This is a genomic window from Bdellovibrio sp. HCB-162 (assembly GCF_047344985.1).
Taxonomy (GTDB): Bacteria; Bdellovibrionota; Bdellovibrionia; order Bdellovibrionales; family Bdellovibrionaceae; genus Bdellovibrio.
This window is the reverse complement of record NZ_CP178861.1, coordinates 810,400-828,222: the sequence shown is the minus strand read 5'-3', so window position 1 is coordinate 828,222 and position 17,823 is coordinate 810,400. Positions and strand designations below refer to the sequence as shown.

The 17,823-nt window shown below is 45.4% G+C and carries 17 protein-coding genes; 2 read left to right on the top strand and 15 right to left on the bottom strand.

From position 1 onward, the window contains the following. The 13 genes from phnD to ACLSSO_RS03980 all read right to left on the bottom strand — a co-directional run bounded on the left by phnD (nt 1) and on the right by ACLSSO_RS03980 (nt 13,872). The gene (gene phnD / locus ACLSSO_RS04040) at nt 1–894 is read right to left on the bottom strand and encodes a phosphate/phosphite/phosphonate ABC transporter substrate-binding protein (protein WP_295905823.1); all 894 of its coding nucleotides are present in this window, start codon (nt 892–894) and stop codon (nt 1–3) included. Continuing rightward, on the bottom strand, nt 891–4,085 hold the full coding sequence (carB, locus tag ACLSSO_RS04035; protein WP_413944129.1) for a carbamoyl-phosphate synthase large subunit: 3,195 nt from the start codon (nt 4,083–4,085) through the stop codon (nt 891–893). The genes phnD and carB overlap by 4 nt, the downstream gene beginning before the upstream one ends. Nucleotides 4,086–4,101: 16 nt before the next feature. Next, nucleotides 4,102–4,749 (bottom strand): hypothetical protein, encoded by a 648-nt coding sequence (locus ACLSSO_RS04030; protein ID WP_295905825.1) that lies wholly within the window; start codon nt 4,747–4,749, stop codon nt 4,102–4,104. Next, complete coding sequence (gene carA, locus ACLSSO_RS04025; protein WP_295905826.1) at nt 4,746–5,807, bottom strand: glutamine-hydrolyzing carbamoyl-phosphate synthase small subunit; 1,062 nt, start codon at nt 5,805–5,807, stop codon at nt 4,746–4,748. The genes ACLSSO_RS04030 and carA overlap by 4 nt, the downstream gene beginning before the upstream one ends. After that, on the bottom strand, nt 5,807–6,709 hold the full coding sequence (locus tag ACLSSO_RS04020) for an aspartate carbamoyltransferase catalytic subunit (RefSeq protein WP_413944128.1): 903 nt from the start codon (nt 6,707–6,709) through the stop codon (nt 5,807–5,809). Before ACLSSO_RS04020 ends, carA begins: the two co-directional genes overlap by 1 nt. 35 nt (nt 6,710–6,744) lie before the next feature. Next, the gene (lepB, locus tag ACLSSO_RS04015; protein ID WP_295906075.1) at nt 6,745–7,422 is read right to left on the bottom strand and encodes a signal peptidase I; all 678 of its coding nucleotides are present in this window, start codon (nt 7,420–7,422) and stop codon (nt 6,745–6,747) included. Between the two features lie 45 nt (nt 7,423–7,467). Further along, entirely contained in the window at nt 7,468–8,175 is a 708-nt protein-coding gene (lepB, locus tag ACLSSO_RS04010; protein ID WP_295906074.1) for a signal peptidase I, read from the bottom strand. Further along, nucleotides 8,176–8,943: a signal peptidase I gene (gene lepB, locus ACLSSO_RS04005; RefSeq protein ID WP_295906073.1), complete on the bottom strand. Its 768-nt coding sequence runs from the start codon at nt 8,941–8,943 to the stop codon at nt 8,176–8,178. 41 nt (nt 8,944–8,984) lie between these two features. Further along, the gene (gene lepA, locus ACLSSO_RS04000; RefSeq protein ID WP_340590459.1) at nt 8,985–10,784 is read right to left on the bottom strand and encodes a translation elongation factor 4; all 1,800 of its coding nucleotides are present in this window, start codon (nt 10,782–10,784) and stop codon (nt 8,985–8,987) included. A 187-nt stretch (nt 10,785–10,971) separates the two neighbouring features. Then, entirely contained in the window at nt 10,972–12,135 is a 1,164-nt protein-coding gene (gene metK / locus ACLSSO_RS03995) for a methionine adenosyltransferase (protein WP_413944127.1), read from the bottom strand. Between the two features lie 127 nt (nt 12,136–12,262). Next, the gene (locus ACLSSO_RS03990; RefSeq protein WP_413944126.1) at nt 12,263–12,862 is read right to left on the bottom strand and encodes a hypothetical protein; all 600 of its coding nucleotides are present in this window, start codon (nt 12,860–12,862) and stop codon (nt 12,263–12,265) included. Between the two features lie 92 nt (nt 12,863–12,954). Continuing rightward, nucleotides 12,955–13,305 (bottom strand): ribosome hibernation-promoting factor, HPF/YfiA family, encoded by a 351-nt coding sequence (hpf, locus tag ACLSSO_RS03985; protein WP_295903605.1) that lies wholly within the window; start codon nt 13,303–13,305, stop codon nt 12,955–12,957. A gap of 84 nt (nt 13,306–13,389) precedes the next feature. Next, the gene (locus ACLSSO_RS03980; protein WP_295903607.1) at nt 13,390–13,872 is read right to left on the bottom strand and encodes a tetratricopeptide repeat protein; all 483 of its coding nucleotides are present in this window, start codon (nt 13,870–13,872) and stop codon (nt 13,390–13,392) included. Between the two features lie 101 nt (nt 13,873–13,973). Here ACLSSO_RS03980 and ACLSSO_RS03975 point away from each other — a divergent pair, with 101 nt between their 5' ends. Beyond that, complete coding sequence (locus tag ACLSSO_RS03975; protein WP_413944125.1) at nt 13,974–16,205, top strand: fibrinogen-like YCDxxxxGGGW domain-containing protein; 2,232 nt, start codon at nt 13,974–13,976, stop codon at nt 16,203–16,205. On the opposite strand, the gene ACLSSO_RS03970 is transcribed toward ACLSSO_RS03975, so the two are convergent. Both ACLSSO_RS03970 and ACLSSO_RS03965 read right to left on the bottom strand, forming a co-directional pair. Further along, nucleotides 16,198–16,743, bottom strand: coding sequence for a 5'-nucleosidase (locus ACLSSO_RS03970; RefSeq protein WP_413944799.1), 546 nt, complete (start codon nt 16,741–16,743; stop codon nt 16,198–16,200). The genes ACLSSO_RS03975 and ACLSSO_RS03970 overlap by 8 nt on opposite strands. Nucleotides 16,744–16,759: 16 nt before the next feature. Further along, the gene (locus ACLSSO_RS03965; protein ID WP_413944124.1) at nt 16,760–17,257 is read right to left on the bottom strand and encodes an adenine phosphoribosyltransferase; all 498 of its coding nucleotides are present in this window, start codon (nt 17,255–17,257) and stop codon (nt 16,760–16,762) included. Nucleotides 17,258–17,478: 221 nt separating this feature from the next. On the opposite strand from ACLSSO_RS03965, the gene ACLSSO_RS03960 reads away from it, so the two are divergent. Continuing rightward, nucleotides 17,479–17,781, top strand: coding sequence for a hypothetical protein (locus ACLSSO_RS03960; protein WP_340590452.1), 303 nt, complete (start codon nt 17,479–17,481; stop codon nt 17,779–17,781). Nucleotides 17,782–17,823: the final 42 nt, after the last annotated feature.

Below are 17,823 nucleotides of genomic sequence, written 5' to 3'. Positions count from 1 at the left end.
CTATGGTTTGAGCTCAAGATTCAGAGCTTTTACCATCTCCCTTACAGGATCATACTGTTTAGAAGTGGCAGGCATCAAGTCGCGAGAACCTAAAATTTCTGAGTAAGCGTTTTTATCTTGGGATTCGGCCAAGATATCAATCAAAGCAAACATCAAAGTGTGCGTTGTTTTAGGATAAGTGTCATAAAAATCCTGACGAACGCAGAATGGATCGTTAGGAATGGGAGCACTCATCCAAATAATACGGTATTTGGCTTTTTTATTTGTTCCGAATTTCACCCACGCGCCCTGTGTTCCCTTTTCGTCGTCACTGAATACAGCGGCAGCATCGACCCTGTTGGCTTCCAAAAACTGAATCGAAGCCTGGTGATTTCCAGAGAAAGCGACCTCTTTAAAGTCTTTGTCTTTAAGACCGATCTTTCTTAAAGCCACTTGCGGATACAAATAGCCGGAAGAAGATTTATCATCCACAAAAGCAATGCGCTTTCCTTTAAGATCCTTCAGTTTTTTGATTCCAGATCTTTGCGGAGTGATGATCGCGGAATAATAAAACGGCTGATTCCATACCTTTTTAAGAAGCACTTTAGCTTGGGCTTGTTCTTCGGCAAAAACATACGTCAACGAAGAGAAGAAAGCGAAATCCACTTTCTTCGTTTTCATAGCCTCAATAAGACCTGCGTAATTTTTGGAAATATAAATGTTAACCGGAATATTAAGCTTCGCTTGAAGCTCTTTGGCTAAATTCAAACCTTGCTCGCGCAGGTTTTCGGGGTTTCCACCGGGAATCACACCAATGGTGATCGACGGTGGGTTGGTTTCGTTGCTATTTGTTTCAGCCGCTTGAACGCTTGAAAAAACTAGAAGTGCAATCAGTCCTAGAATGAGTCTTTTCAAAATTCCTCCATGGCTCCCAGAGCCTCGACTGATGATGACTCATTTCTTTGATTTTTCAAAGCAAGAACGAAAGCCTCAGCAGCGTCACTCTCTGTTAGACATGGAATATTGTAGTCCGTACAAGCTCGACGAATGTCGAAGCTCGCTTCGATGGCCCGGCGTCCCGAAGTCGTATTGATGACAAAAGCCACTTCGCCTGAGCGAATTTTATCCACACAGTGCGGACGACCTTCATCGACTTTTCTTAGCGACAAACAATTCACACCGCGTTCGTTAAAGAAGTTCGCCGTTCCCGTTGTTGCAGAAACACCGTACCCCATACGTTGCAGTTCTTTGGCCATGCCGAGCATCAACTCTTTGTCTTTATCACGAAGAGAGAAGAAGACCTGACCCATCTTTGGAAGTCTTATGTTACTTGAAAGGAACGCTTTGGAAAGAGCTTCGGAATAATCTTTTCCGCGGCCCATGCTTTCCCCTGTTGATTTCATCTCAGGTCCCAAGATCGAATCAGATTCCGAGAATTTTTTAAACGGAAACACAACACCTTTGACGGAAACTTGCTGTGTGTTTCTCCAGTTCAATTTGTCCAAATGAAGATCTTTTTTCTTTTTACCCAACATCGCCGCCACACCCAAATCGATGAGCGGAATGTTCGTCGCTTTTGCCACAAACGGCACAGAACGCGAACTGCGTGGGTTCGCTTCAAGCATGTAGACTACGTCATTTTTCACAGCGAGTTGCAAGTTCAAGTGACCGATCACACCGATACGGTCGGCAAGACGCTTGCTGAGTTCCTCAATGCGTTCACAAGTTTCAGATTTCAAACGCTGTGGAGGAAGAACACCCATCGAATCCCCAGAGTGAACTCCAGCCGCTTCAATATGTTCAACGACTCCGCCGACCACGGTCCAATCATCACCGCGCACAAGATCGACATCGACCTCAAGAGCCCCTGCTAAGAATTGATCCATCAAGCACGGCTTATCAGAAGAAATAAAGTCTTTATGTCTTTGGAAGTAGGAGATCAACTCATCTTGGCTTTCGATCACTTCCATACGACGGCCACCCAAAACGTAGCTTGGACGGCAGATCATCGGATAACCGACAGACTTTTCATGTTGAAGGGCTTCAGCCAACGAACCTGCCATTGCCGAATTTGGAATTTCAAAATTCAACTCACGACAAATTTTTGTAAAGAGGCCGCGGTCCTCAGCAAGATCAATTGTTTCAAGCGAAGAACCTAAAAGTTTAAATCCGGCTTTCACCAAATCATGGGCCACGCTGATCGGAGTTTGCCCGCCCAGTTGCGCGACGAATCCCTTTGGTTTCATAAAGCGCATGATCTCTGTCAAACTTTCAACTGTGAGAGGCTCAAAGAAAAGTACGTCCGAGGTGTCGTAATCTGTAGAAACTGTTTCTGGGTTTGAGTTGACCATCACGACTTTCCTGCCGCTTTTTTGGAAACCCTTCACCCCGCGAACGCAGCTATAGTCAAATTCGATTCCTTGACCGATACGGTTCGGGCCACTTCCGATAATCACAACAGCATCAGGTGCGCTCACCGTTGCGGATGTTGTCGGCCAGTAAGAAGAATAGAAGTAAGGAGTGGAAGATTCAAACTCCCCGGCACAGGTATCCACTTGTTGATAGCGCGGGAACATACCGTTCTTTTCGCGCAACTGGCAGATTTCTTTTTCTGTTTTCCCTACAAGCTTCGCAAGACGTGCATCCGTGAAACCTTTGCGTTTTGCCGCCAACAATAATTCCGTATTGGAATCAGAGAATTCTTTTTTAAATTTATTTTCAAATTTAATGAGAGCTTCGATGTGCTCTAAGAAGTAAGGATTGATTCTTGTCAGCTCTTCGATTTCAGCCACTGTTTTTCCGTCGCGGAAAGCTTGGAAAAGATGATAAATGCGCTGACTGTTTGGATAAGAAACTTTCCCCGTTTCTAAAACTACTTCAGGGATGGCTTGCGGATCTTTCTCAAGACTCGCCATGGCTTTCATCAGGGATTCCTGTAACGTGCGACCAATCCCCATCACTTCGCCGACACTTTTCATTTGCGTCGTCAGAAGATCTTTAGAACCCTGGAATTTTTCAAAAGCAAAGCGTGGAATTTTTGTGACGACGTAATCAAGGGCTGGCTCGTAACAAGACGGTGTCACCTTTGTGATGTCGTTTTGAAGTTCATCAAGGCTGTAACCAATCGCAAGAAGTGCTGCGATTTTTGCAATCGGGAATCCCGTTGCTTTACTTGCAAGCGCCGAAGAACGACTTACGCGCGGATTCATTTCAATCACCACGCGTTCACGAGTTGTTGGGTGAACCGCGAACTGAATATTCGCGCCGCCCGTTTGAATACCGACCTCGTTGATAATCTTACAAGCTTCATCCCTCATGGATTGATATTCGCGATCGCTCAAAGTTTGCTGAGGAGCAATCGTGATACTGTCACCCGTGTGAACTCCACAAGGATCCAAGTTTTCGATACTGCAAACCACAACGAATGTGCCCTTGTGGTCGCGCATCACTTCAAGTTCAAATTCTTTCCAACCCAAAATACTTTCTTCAACGAGAACTTCCGATGTCGGACTTTCATGCAAAGCCGTGATGAGCATGCTTTGATATTCTTCTGGAGAATACGCGATACCGCCGCCCCCGCCGCCCAAAGTGTAATTCGGACGAAGGATCATCGGATAACCTAGGTCTTCGGCGATTTGTAAACCGTGTTCATAGGTTCTGACCAAATGACTTTTTGGATAACGAGCGCCGATTTTATCTAAGATACCGCGGAAGATTTCGCGATCTTCGCCCGCTTTGATTACTGTCGGTGTCGCACCCAAAAGTTGAACTTTGTATTTTTGAAGAATGCCTTTGGCGTGAAGATCCAAAGCGAGATTGAGAGCTGTTTGACCGCCGAGAGTGGGAATCACAGCATCCGGTTTTTCTTTGGCGATGATTTTTTCAAGATAGTCGACCTTCAGAGGCTCTACGTAAACTCGTGTCGCCACCTCAGGATCTGTCATGATGGTCGCCGGATTGGAGTTAACAAGAATAACTTCCAATCCTTCTTTCATCAGGGCTTTACAGGCTTGAGTGCCGGAGTAATCAAACTCACACGCTTGTCCAATTACGATAGGTCCAGAGCCAATAATCAAAACTCTTTTAATACTGGACGTTCTCGGCACTTTTTCCTCCTGCGATTCAGATGCCCAATTTCCCCTCGTTGGAGTAAATCATTTCGGGCCTTACATGTTTATACTGCTCAAACTTGTAACGCATTTTAATCAGACGAAGCATCAAAAGATCTGGATCCAAATCCGGATCTTTACGATGGCGTTTTACTTCGCCCAAGATGAATTTTTTGGCACTTTCAGGGTGGAAACAAAATCCTCGCGTGAAGACGTAAGAGTCACCATGCGGGATCAAGCGCACTTCAAAAAGCTCATCGGGATCAAATCCAAAAACATACGAAGACTGTTTTACGATCAATTTTTTGTTAGCCAAAAGATCTTTGATGTAAACGTCGCCGTTTTTGATTTTGATAAATTCAAAAATAGAATGACGGTGTTGTTTTAAAACTTCGAGCGTCTTTAATTCTTCATCAGAAAAACGCAATTCACGAACAAGCAAGCACGCATCCAGTGGTGTTTGCCCAAAGCCTTTCAGTTCGCGCGTGAAAAAATACCAATCATAAAACTGCGCCATGCGCGACTCATAGTGGTCGGAGTTTTCATCCAACGTTCCCGCGTTTTCAAAGAACTCTTTTTTGGCCATGGCCAATTCGTCTTTGAAGGCGTCGCTAACAAAGTGATTGAGAATTTTTTCTATAAGCTTTTCGTATTCGTTCATATCATCCGCTCAATAAAATAGCTAAACAGCCCGGTCGCTTCATGCGGTCCTGGGCAACTTTCAGGATGATATTGTATTCCTAAATACTTCCTCTTTTCACTATAAAAACCTGCCACAGTGCCATCATTGAGATTGGTATGTGTCACTTGGGCGTCCGGAGGCAGACTTTCAGCCTCTACAGCGTATCCGTGGTTCTGGCTGCTCATATAAATTTGATTAAGCAGAGTGTCGCGAATCGGATGATTGCTGCCACGATGACCGAATTTTAACTTATAAGTCTTTGCGCCTAAAGCCAGACCCAGGATTTGATGGCCCATGCAGATTCCAAAAATCGGTTTTACACCCAAAAGTTCGCGGACCGTGCCTGTTGCAATTTTCACATCAGCCGGATCGCCAGGACCGTTTGTGAGCATAATTCCATCTGGATTGTAAGCCAGAATATCCTGCACAGAAGAGCGGCTATTAAAAACCTTCACTTCCGAGCAACGCTTTTGCAGTTCACGAAGAATGTTTTCTTTTGCACCAAAATCAAGAACGGCTATACGAGGACCCACCATGTTTTCCCCACGGCGAGTTTCTGTTTCTTTACGAGAAGTGAGATAAACCCAGTCCTTTTCCATGACTTTTTTTGCGGCAATCAAGGAAACCGCTTTGTTGCGAGCCTCTTGTTCGGAAGAAGCATGAACAAGAGCGCCCCACGGAGTTCCTTTACGAAGACGTAAAACTAAGTTTCTGGTATCAAGCTCCGTAACTAGAGGAATTTTATTTTCGGTTAAACGTTTTTTCCAAGCCTGGTCACGTTCGGTGTCTTGAATTTCAAGGCAGATAAATCCTTCAATCCACAGACGACGTGATTCCCACACGTCATCTTCAATGCCGTAATTGCCTTGCATTGGGGCTGTCATCACAACAATCTGAGTGAAATAAGAAGGATCCGTGGCGATTTCTTCGTAACCTGAATGAGAAGTGTTAAAGACGACTTCACCGGCGCGATCTTCTCCGCCATTCCAACGTCCCGCGTACACTTCACCTGTTTCAAGAACGAGATAACCCTTCATTATTTCCCCTCCGACAATGTCGCGTAGATAAGACTTTGGCGAATCAAAACACCGTTAGAAACCTGATCCAAAACTTTGCAGCGCGGATCTTGTAAAACTTCAGAATCCAACTCCGTCCCTTGATTGATCGGGCCCGGATGCATGATCAAAGCTCTTGCTGAAAGATCCTTCAAATTTTTCACCATAAACCCATAGTGCTCACGGTAATCAGCCAACGAATACTGTGACGAATGACGCTCAAGCTGCACTCGCAAAGCCATCGCCACTGTCGCCCACTGAAGACCTTCTTTCAAAGAAGAGAAAACTTTGTGATTTCCTGACTCTGGTAAAAACTCTTTCGGTCCGCAGAGTGCGACTTCGTAATTCAATTTTTTCGCCAATTCAAAATGTGAAGCCGCCACACGACTGTGACGAACATCACCCACGATCAAAACTTTTTGTCCGTTACAAGTGCCAAGATGTTTACGAACCGTGTAAGCATCTAGCAGAGCTTGTGTCGGATGACCTTTTTTTCCCCAGCCCGCATTTAAAATCGGACACTGAACTTTTTCAGAAAGAGCTTTGAGATCAAGGTCGTCTCCAGAGCGAATCACCAGGAAACTCGGCTTCATCGCATCGACGTTGAGCACAGTGTCCTCTAGAGTTTCCCCTTTTTCGAGGCTGGTTCCGGCTTTTCCATCCAAAAGCAGAGGATAAATTCCTAGTCTTGCGCAAGCCGTTTCAAAACTCATGCGAGTTCTTGTGCTTGCCTCAAAAAACAAAAGGGCTCCGGTTTTGCCGAAGCCCTCAAAGGGAATAGACTCATTCGCAGACAGCTTGTCTGCCACGGAAAATAGGGAGTCGATTTTTGTTTTTTCAAGAGAAAGCAGATCGAGAATGGATTTATTATTTCTAGATGACATCTAGAACCCAAGCCTATGGCGCGCCTGGCGAGATGTCAATACACCGGAGAAAAAACTCTTTCCCAACGCACTGAAGGGTAGCGATCGCCTCCCCATTTCTTTTGCCAATCCAGCGAAAGCCAAATTAAAACGACCCGGCCCACAACTTGGGTCATTGGAACTGTACCCCAATAGCGCGAGTCGTCACTTGCGTCACGATTGTCGCCCAATAAAAAGACCTCGCCGGGAGGGACCACCAAGGGCCCAAAATCTTTGTCTTCGGATTGTTTTTGGAAAATCACACGCCAATGCGTCTGACCTGAGATCTCTTCATAAATATCAAATAATTCCGGATTTGGATTGTCGCCGGGAATTTCCCGAGCTTTTTCGTATTTCAAAGCCTCTTCATTAATATGAAGACGACCGTTGATAATCTGCACGCGATCGCCAGGTAAACCTATAACACGTTTCACGTAATTCACCGCGGGCTGATTGGGATAATTGAAAACGACAAGATCCCCGCGCTCTGGCAAAGTAGCACCCCATTTGTTGGCTGAAAAGGGAATGGAGAACCCATAAGAAATGCGCGAAGAAAAAATAAAATCGCCGGGTTTCAGAGTCGGCTGCATGGAACCTGTTGGAACTTTATAAGCCGTCACTAAATAATTGCGCACAAAAAGTGCGCACAAGACTGCTAGAACTAAAGTTGTTAAATATTCCCGCCAACGGTTCATAATCTAAGTTTAAGATGAACTGCAGAAATAAGAAAAGATAATTATTTAAGGTAATTTTTTGAAAATACGGTTGAAACGAATCTGTGAAGGATCACAGACGAATGTCATTGTCGGCAAAGTGCTGTTGCAGGAAAGCCAAATGACCCAGGCTTTTCCGACGATGTAGTCATTTTTCACGAAACCCCAGAAACGCGAATCGCTGGATTGATCGCGGTTGTCGCCCATAAAAAAGTACTGACCTTCTGGAACTTTGTAAGCTTGAACGTCACCACCGACTTCTTCAAATAAGAAGCGCACGGTGTATTCTTTTTTTCCGTTGTTTTCCTGGAAATAATTAAAGCCTTTTTCGTTCTCAGGATTGTCATACGGAGAAAGATTAAACTTTTCACCATTCACCGTGATTCGTCCCGCCTTCACTTCAACAGTGTCACCAGGAACGCCGATCAATCTTTTGATGTAGTAAACTTCTGGATTCTCCGGATACTTAAAAACCACGATGTCACCACGCTGAGGAGTCGCCCATTGCGCGAGCCACTTATCACTAAACGGGATATGCAAACCGTAAGAGAATTTTTTTACCAAGATATGATCGTGAATTAAAAGATTGGGAATCATACTTCCCGAAGGAATCACAAAAGGCTCAATGATCGCCCAACGCAAACTCATCACCAGCAAAATAGGAAAAAGGAACGTTAGAATCGCCTGATTCCACGTTCCTTTTAAATTGCGAGTTTCTTTGGAAGACTCTGTCATCTAGTTGACTTGATGGAAGAAGCGGCCCCAACGGATCGTCAAAGGATTGCACAAGAATGGCAGTGCAGGAACTGTCTCTTCACAAGAAAGCCACACGAACATCGCACGACCCAAGATGTTTTGCTTAGGTAGGAATCCCCACACACGGCCATCTGAAGAGTTCATGCGGTTATCACCCATCACGAACAAATGATCATCAGGCACTGTCACAGGACCAAAAGTTTCGTAGATATCCCCTTTGCGAAGAAGGATCGCGTGGTTTTTTCCACCAGGAAGTTCTTCCGTGAATTCGACGTAGTTTTCTTTATTGTCGTTGATATTGCCATCACGCTGGAAGTCCGCATCGCGAAGCCATGCAAAATCATCCAAGTTGGCAGGAACTTTTTTATCAACAGGTTTGTCATTGATGAAAAGCGTCCCGTTTTCGTAATAGATCTTATCGCCCGGCTCACCCACGATACGTTTGATGAAGAACGTGCTCATATCTTTTGGATATTTGAACACGATCACTTCACCGCGTTTTGGCTCGTTGAACTTCACCAACCAGTTTTCGCTAAATGGAACGCGCAAACCGTAAGTCAGCTTGTTCACAAAGATATGATCATGAATCAAAAGAGACGGAAGCATAGAACCTGAAGGAATCACATAAGCTTCGATGAATCCCCAGCGGATGAAGAGAGCGATAAAGACAGCCAGGAAAAGAGATCCCCAACCTTCAGTCCAAAAATGTTTCGTACGCCAGTTCCAGCTATTTTTGTTGTCACTCATGCTGCTTCCTTCCCGGGAAAAAGGTACCTGGTACCTTTTTTCTAGTCTTCCACTTTCAAGATCGCTAAGAAGGCTTCTTGAGGCACTTCGACATGACCGATGGCCTTCATACGTTTTTTACCCTCTTTTTGCTTCTCTAAGAGTTTACGCTTACGAGAAATATCACCACCATAACACTTCGCGGTCACGTCTTTTCTGATCGCTCCCAAAGTTTCACGGGCAATAATCTTGGCACCGATCGCTGCTTGAATCGCGACTTGGTATTGCTGACGAGGAATGAGCTCTTTCATCTTCTCTGCCAACAAGCGTCCGCGGTTTTGCGCCTTAGATCTGTGGACAATCAATGAAAGGGCATCAATGGGCTCCCCATTGATCAAAATATCCAACTTCACAAGGTCGGATTCTTCAAAACCGATGAATTCGTATTCCAAAGAGGCATAACCTTTAGAGATGGACTTCAAACGGTCATAGAAATCCATGACCATTTCATTCATTGGCAGTTTGTACTCAATGATGACCTTTTTATCAGTCACGTATTCCATTTTAATTTGGATACCGCGTTTGTCTTCGCAAAGCTTCAGGATGCCACCGATGTAGTCCGTCGGCGTATGCAGAGTCACTTTTACGTACGGTTCTTCAAATTTAACAATCTGAGTTTCCGCCGGCATGCCTGATGGATTTTCAAGCATCATCTCTGTGCCGTCTGTCTTCGTAATTCTATAAACAACCGTTGGCGCTGTCGTGATCAAATCAAGATTGAACTCGCGCTCCAAACGCTCTTGAACGATTTCCATGTGCAAAAGGCCTAAGAAACCGCAACGGTATCCGAAGCCCAAAGCTGCCGACTTTTCGATTTCAAAAGTCAAAGAAGAGTCATTCAGACACAGCTTATCCAAAGCGTCTTTCAAGTTTTCGTACTCAGAAGCTACAACCGGGAAAATTCCGGCAAAAACCATCGGCTTGATTCTTTGGAAACCTGCCAAAGGTTCTGTCGCTGGATGTTTTGCTGCCGTGACCGTGTCACCGACTTGCACGTCGCGAATGTCTTTAATACCGCAGATGATAAAACCCACTTCACCCGCTTCAAGAGTGTCTTGCATCGCCGGGAATGGTTTGTACTTACCCATGCGCAAAACTTCATAGTCACGATCCGTGGCCATGAATTTAATCTTGTCACCTTTTTTGATCACTCCATCCATCACGCGCACAAGGACAACGACACCTTGATAAGCGTCGAACCAAGAGTCAAAAATAAGCGCACGAGGAGTTAAAGAGCGATCCGCTTTTGGTGGCGGAACTTTTTCAACGATGGCTTCCAAAATATCTGTGATACCGATTTTCTCTTTTGCTGAAGCATGGATAATGCCTGTGCAATCAAGACCAACAGTGTCTTCGATTTGTTTCGCAACACCTTCTGGATCCGCCGAAGGAAGATCGATTTTATTTAGAACAGGAATGATTTCGAGATTGTTTTCAAGCGCCAGGTAAACGTTTGCCAACGTTTGCGCCTCCACACCTTGAGCAGCATCAACGACAAGAATCGCACCTTCACAGGCCGCCAAAGAACGAGAGACTTCGTAAGAGAAATCCACGTGCCCCGGTGTATCGATCAAATTGATTTGATACATGTTGCCGTCTTTAGATTTGAAATCTAAGCAGACTGTTTGCGCTTTGATCGTGATACCACGTTCACGCTCCAGCTCCATGTTATCGAGGAATTGATCTTTCTTTTCGCGATCAGAAAGAGCGCCCGTTGCAGACAAAAGCCCGTCCGCCAAAGTCGATTTACCGTGGTCGATGTGAGCAATGATTGAAAAGTTTCGAATAAACTTAGGATCCATAGGCCTCTTTCTTTTGCCCGCCCATTATATAAAAGAAGCGCCGAGTTGCTAGTAACAACTCGGCGCAATGACTGAACTATTCAAAAATCTAGTGCGTTGTCGGTCCAGTTTATTCAAGGCGCGAGGAGGAAGCTGTACACTGTACTGCGACGACGAGCAACGCGGAAGAAACTGGAGCGGCGGCGCACTAGGCAAGTGTTTTAACAGCGTCTTTGAGTTGGTCCACTTTATTGAGTTTTTCCCAAGTGAACGACTCTTCATTGCGGCCGAAGTGACCGTAAGCTGCCGTTGGGCTGTAGATAGGTCTCAAAAGATCCAAATCTTTTGTGATTCTTGCAGGTCTCAAGTCGAAAACTTGGCGAACTGCTTTTTCAAGAACCTCAGGGCCCACTTTGCTTGTACCGTAATCGTTAACGCTGATGCTTACAGGTTCAGCAACACCAATGGCATAAGCTACTTGAACCAAGCATCTTTCAGCCAAACCCGCACCCACGATATTCTTAGCAATATGACGAGATGCGTAAGCGGCAGAGCGATCCACTTTGGAAGGATCTTTACCAGAGAAGGCACCACCGCCGTGAGCACCGTGACCACCATAAGTGTCCACGATGATCTTACGACCTGTCAGACCCGCATCACCCATTGGACCACCCGTTACGAAACGGCCTGTTGGGTTGATGAAGAATTTTGTTTTCGCATCAATCCAGTTTGCTGGGATGGATTTTTTGATCAATTCTTCAGTGATGAATTCTTTGATCGTCGCGTTCGACACAGAATCCGCATGTTGAGTTGAAATCACGATGGCATCGATACGTTTTGCAATTCCATTTTCGTATTGAACAGTGACTTGAGATTTTGCGTCCGGGCGAAGCCAGTCCACTTTGTTGGCTTTACGAAGTGCTGCCAAGTCTTTCACAAGTTTGTGAGACATCGCGATGCTTAGAGGCATCAACTCTGGAGTTTCATTCACAGCGTAACCGAACATCAAACCTTGGTCACCCGCACCTTGATCGTCAGACAAAGTTTCTTTTACGCCGACAGCGATATCTGGAGACTGCTGACCTACAGCGATCATCACGCCGCAAGTTTTGTAGTCAAAACCTTTATCAGAGTGGTCATAGCCAATACGTTTTACAACTTCACGAGCAACTTCAGAGAAGTTTACTTTTGCTGATGTTGTGATTTCTCCACCAACAACAATCAAACCTGTCGTCAACAGGGTCTCACAGGCGACACGGCCCTTTGGATCTTGCGCCAAAATAGCGTCCAAGATGCCATCAGAGATTTGATCCGCCATTTTATCCGGATGCCCCTCAGAGACTGATTCACTCGTAAAAAGATAGTTTTTCACTGCTTTTATTCCTCATTAGGAAAGGTGTTAATGAGCTCGGTTTGGGTCTTCGAAATTATACCCGAAACCATCCTAAATGCCCTTCGCATTTAGCGAACGGCCAACCTACCAAAGCAGCAATGAGGGGTCAAGATCCCTTGGGTTTGTGATAATAAAAATAACCCAGTTCCAGGAAAAATAACGTGAACCCGCCAACAAGACTGATCAGCCCTAAACCAATCATAAACTGCGTCAGCGTTTTCCCTAAATCAGACAGCGTCGACTCCGGCACCACCCCGGCCTCGTGAAGATAAAACATCAAAACGTAAGCGAAGGCCGAAAGGAATGTCCAGATCGCCGCATGAGTTTTATTTGTGAGGAGTCCCACGATCAACGGCAGCACCGCAAACCAAATCAAGGTCGGCGAGTAAAAGCCGCCGGTGAAAAACGAAAAGGAAAACTGAAAGGTCATCCCCGCTATCACCATGTTGTAGGCCGCCAAAGTCATCGAACGGGAAAGCCGGTAAACCAACGGCGACAACGCGTGAATCACCGAACAGGTGATTCCAATGGCTGCCAACGTTTTCCCTTGGACGAAGAACAGAGAAATAAAACTATATGTCCACATTAAGAGACCGGTGATCACGGTCACGACAATAAGAAGGCGGTATTTATAAAGCTGAGTGAGCTGATCTTCTTTCACTGAAGCTGAAAAAAGAAAACTCTCCCAATGGGGTTTTTCATTCATGTTACACGTACGTTCAAAAATAAAGGGTGGTTGTTTCTAAACCACCCTTTTTAGTTTGTCTATCAAATGTCGTTCTCTCCCAAACGACTTTATTAGGCCGCCTTTTTGAAGCGGATTGCCTGCTCCAAACGACCTTCCTTTGTAAGCTCCGGTTTTTTATGATTTTTAAGCTGCTTGCTGATTTTCAAAAATTGTTTTTCCAATTTTTCTGAAACAGCGTCGACAGCTGCGTACACATCCATTCCGAAAGCCGTGGCCTTAAAATATTTTTCACGAGTGTTGACGGAGATCTCAACGCAGAATTCATTTTTCTGCTTACTGAAATACACGCTGCCGTACCCATCTTTAAGCAGGAAGCGTCCGACCTCTGACATTCTTTCTTCCGTATAAGTAACAAGGGAGTCAGAGTGGTCCAAGTGCTTAAAGGTATAGTTGAGTTTCATTTGTCTTCTCCTTTTTGGCTGGTCATTTCAGCCCGTACTTCTTTATCGGCCAGACCCGACTAAAGATGAGCCTTATATTGAGACTCATTTGGATTTATTTTTGGTTAATTGGCAGCGCTTAAAAATTTCGAGGTCTTCTCGATTATTTAAATAACGGCTGACCGGCGCCATATTTTCGTACGCTTGGCGGCATCGCCCCTGTTTGGCTTCAATTTTTGCATCGAAATAAGAATCCCGCAGAGCCGCTGGCAAACGGTCCACGTGCCGGGGGCTTAAAGCGCCCTCTTCTAATTGTTTGCGGTATTTTTTTAAGGCCTCTTCGGATTGTTTTTGCACGTCACGGATGTCAGCGTAACGCGGAGGAATTTCTTTAGGAAGTTTTCTTGCCGTGTCGATAGCCCCTTCAAAATTTCCCGCATGAAAATAGATTTTAGTTTTCTGATAGAGCGCCTCGATCTCCTGAGGATCAATTTTTCTTTCTTTCACCCCAAATGGATTGCCAAGAAAGCCCAAGGACAAGCCCACTACCGCCACAAAAAACGTCGCAATTTGATATGACCTTTTCATAGCTTTCTTATCGGAATTTCCAGACCAAAGCTGAGCCTTTTCAGCGTTTCATTACAGAACGTTTAACTCATTTTTTTTGTCGAAATGCCGATAAATTAGCTATGAAAACACTGGGAACACCTGCACGTCTATTTGCTTTCCTCAGCCTTTTGGTTTTTCAAAAATCATTTGCGATTAATACGGCGTCCGAGGGATTCCATTTAACTCACGGAACTTCGATGAGTATTCCTGTTCACAACCAGTGCAAAATTCTCACGAACACACATGCGACAAAAGATTATTTTGTTCCGACATTGAATCTCACAGGGTGGACGACATTTCTTTCGAACAAACCTGCTGCGGTTCTTACTAAAGACTGCCGCTCGTGCAAAGAGATTAAAGACAACGGAGGCGCGTGGATCGGCAGTGGCATGTACTACATTGATCCCGATGGCGCCGGAGCCAATGCTTCTTACGTCACTTACTGTGACATGACCACGGACGGTGGTGGATGGACTCTGGTGTGGAGTAACTTGCGTGGCGGAACAAACAAGCCGACAACGAATCTGAGTTTTTACAACACCACATCTGGAAGCAACACGCCCCGCTGTTCATTGGCGAATGGAAGTACTTCGGCAACTGGTGCAAATTGTTCTCTCGTGACAGGCAATAAAGAACAATACAATTACTTTGTCGGATTAGATCAGTGGAATGAGATCGGTAAAAAACAAAAGTACATGGACTTCATGTACGAGTGGAGAACCGATTACGGCAAAGCCGCAGCTCAAGTCGCAAAGATGGCTTTGGAAAAATTTGATCCGTTTCGTCAGTACACTTTGAATCTGTTGAATCTTACAAATCTAACGGGCTCCGTCGCTCCAGGCCTCACCGCTTATCATACGGGAAAAGCTCTCACTGCGGTGGATACAGACGTCACTCTCGGCGGATCATCTTGCTCTGCGGGATATAGCAACACTCCTTTTTGGTATTACACTTGTTGGAGTGGTTCTATGACCGGTGGCGGTGAGACCATGGGTGGAGGTTATTATAACGGCGCTTACTGGGTGAACTCCGTGAAAGCATACGCGACTGATGCGGATGCGGCGACGGGACAAGCTGCGGGAAATGGTTGGTATTATGTTCGTGAGTATTCAACGTATGCAAATTGTTACGAACACAAAAAATTGGGCGGCGCTACCACAGATGGTCTTTACACAATTGATCCCGACGGTCCGGGAGGAAATGCGCCTTTTCAAGCTTACTGCGATATGACGACGGATGGCGGGGGATGGACTCGCATCTTTAGACATAATATCGCTGGAGGATATTTTGCGAGCCTTGGAGCTGCGGCCTCTGCAAATCCTGCCGATCCTACCAACAATTTGTATTCAATCATCAATAAGCTTGAGAGTTTCCGCAGTCACGGCCGTTTTCTTTTCCGCATAAGTTGGCCGGGCCGAGCCGCAAAAAATATTTGGTATCAAACCAGCAACCCCACAACAGACGTGAACGTTGCAGGATATTATCCCGTCAGCATTGGCGCGACAATGCCAGAGTGGATTGGTCTTGAGTTAGGAAACGGTACTCATGGAGCGGGTAATAGCAACAACTCTTATATCGACGGATGTAACGGAAGTTGTTGGTGGTATTCCATTGGTGCAACAGCGGCCTATAATGGCGGCATTCCCGATGCGAGTTCATTCGATGGCTCGACGTCTCACTCTTCGGAGGTCAATCTATGGGTGAAAGAAATTGATCCTCCGCAAATTTATTCTTCGTGCAAAGCTATTTATGATGCGGGCTATGCTTATGGAAATGGAATTTACTACATCGATCCTGACGGAGCGGGAAACAACAATCCGCCGATTCCCGTGTACTGTGACATGACTTCGGACGGTGGTGGATGGACTCGCGTTCTCTATCACGATATTGCAGGTGGATACTTTGCGAATGGAGCTGAAGCAAATTCTTATAACGTGTACAATCCCACAGCCACCCGTTATTCAATTTTAGGTAAACTTGAAAGTTTCCGTCGCAGTGGAAAGCTTGAGTTAAAAATAGATTGGCCGGGATATGCGCCAAGAAACTGGTGGACTCAGACAAGTAATTTCACGTCGCAAGCAGCGGCGGGATACACAGCTGTTTCTATCGGCTGCTCAAGTAACTTCTGGGGCGGCTTGGAGTTTAACAGCTCAACAACCTCTTCACTTGCCGATGGTTCCGTAGGATCGGGTAACTGGTTCTATGCTATCGGCGCTTACGCTGGCTGGGGAACTCCTGTCGGACTCCCCTCTTGTGACGATATGGCTGGATCCAATGTTGGTGTCCCTAAAGTAGAACTCTGGATTAAGTAGTCACCATTTTTCTATAGTACTCGAACAACTTTTTTGAACCGTACACAAGGTTGGCTTCCCAATCGTTGTGCGCGTTGTGATCAGCACCATCAGTGATGTACTTTAAAGAAATCAACTGCACGCCCATCTTGCGGCAGACTTTTGCCAAAGCATAGCCTTCCATATCGACAAGCTCACAGGGAACTTTCGGTGCCCCCGTTTCAAAACTGTCTCCGGTTCCGCAAATTCCTTTTGGAAGTTCCGGGAAATAAGGAATGAGTTCAATTCCACTTGGCAAGGGATCAAAGGGAGTTTCTCCGACTTTAAATCCCAGGGGCGAAATATCCATGTCTCTTTGCACGAAAGTGGAAACTTCGACTAAATCGTGGGTTTTAAATTTTGAGCTTCCCGCCGTACCAAGGTTGATCATCACTTTGCATTTTGTTTTGTGAATCACATCCATGGCTGTTAAAGACGCATTCACTTTACCGATACCCGTATAAATGACAGGAATATTTTCTTTTTCAAAAAGTCCTTGTGATTCTCCAGGCAGAGCCATCACAAGCGCGACATCATTAATATTGAACAAGGGAGAAAACCTCTTCGTTATTAAATTTCATTTTATTCAAGAAAGTGAGATTCACCAGAACCGCCACTGATTCCACTTTGTAGCCTGCGTTCTGACTTAAATCAATAGCCGCTTGCAGTGTTCCGCCCGTCGCCAAAACATCGTCGACGATCATGATTCGGCCTTTTCCTAAAGGCAGTTCAATCTCCGCAGTTCCGTATTCCAGAGCATAAGTAAGTCTTTTAGTCGGAGGAGGCAGCTTGCCTGCTTTACGAATCGGCAGAAAACCTTTTTTATGAGTCGCTGCCATATGTGATGCCAAAATAAATCCGCGCGATTCAATTCCTGCGAAATAATCTATTTCAGTCAAATTCACTTTTTTCACGAGTTGTTTTGAAACGAAATCCATCGCTTCAGGATTTTGTAAAAGAGGCGACATATCTCGAAATAAAATGCCTTCTTTAGGGAAATTAGGCACATCGCGAATCAGGCTCTTTAAGTCCATCAGGCTCTCCAGAAGTGGGTTTGCGGTTGTTCGAACACAGAATATAGCGATGACATAAAAAACGACAGTCCTTTTCTTACAAAGATTTTAGAACCGAGACACTGCGGTCATAAGAGCCCGATGTATTCCGACAGCCGTTAGGGATCTTTTTTGCTTGATCGAGTTTTTCAAAACTATTCTCGCCTCATAGAGAACGAAAAAAACAATCCGGAGGAGGATTTATGAAAAAACTCGTTTTATCACTGACAAGTGCTCTTTTACTTGCGGGATCTTTGGCATTTGCGTCTGAAGATCTTTCTGCCACCCAAGAACAAGCCTTTGTTTTGGCACCGATCACGGCTGTGAGCTGTGACTCTGCACAAGCCACGGATGCTAATTACTGCATCATGGAACACCACAACTGCCCGCCTTCTTATGAACGCGTAATTAAATATTGTTGGGGCGGCGTACACAAGCGTTTCGTACGCTGTGGTTACACTTGCCGTAAAGTCGGCGATAACAACGGTGGCGTTGAACCGAAATAGGCCTGATGCCGTAGAAGCAGGCGCTCTTTTTTTGAGGAGCGC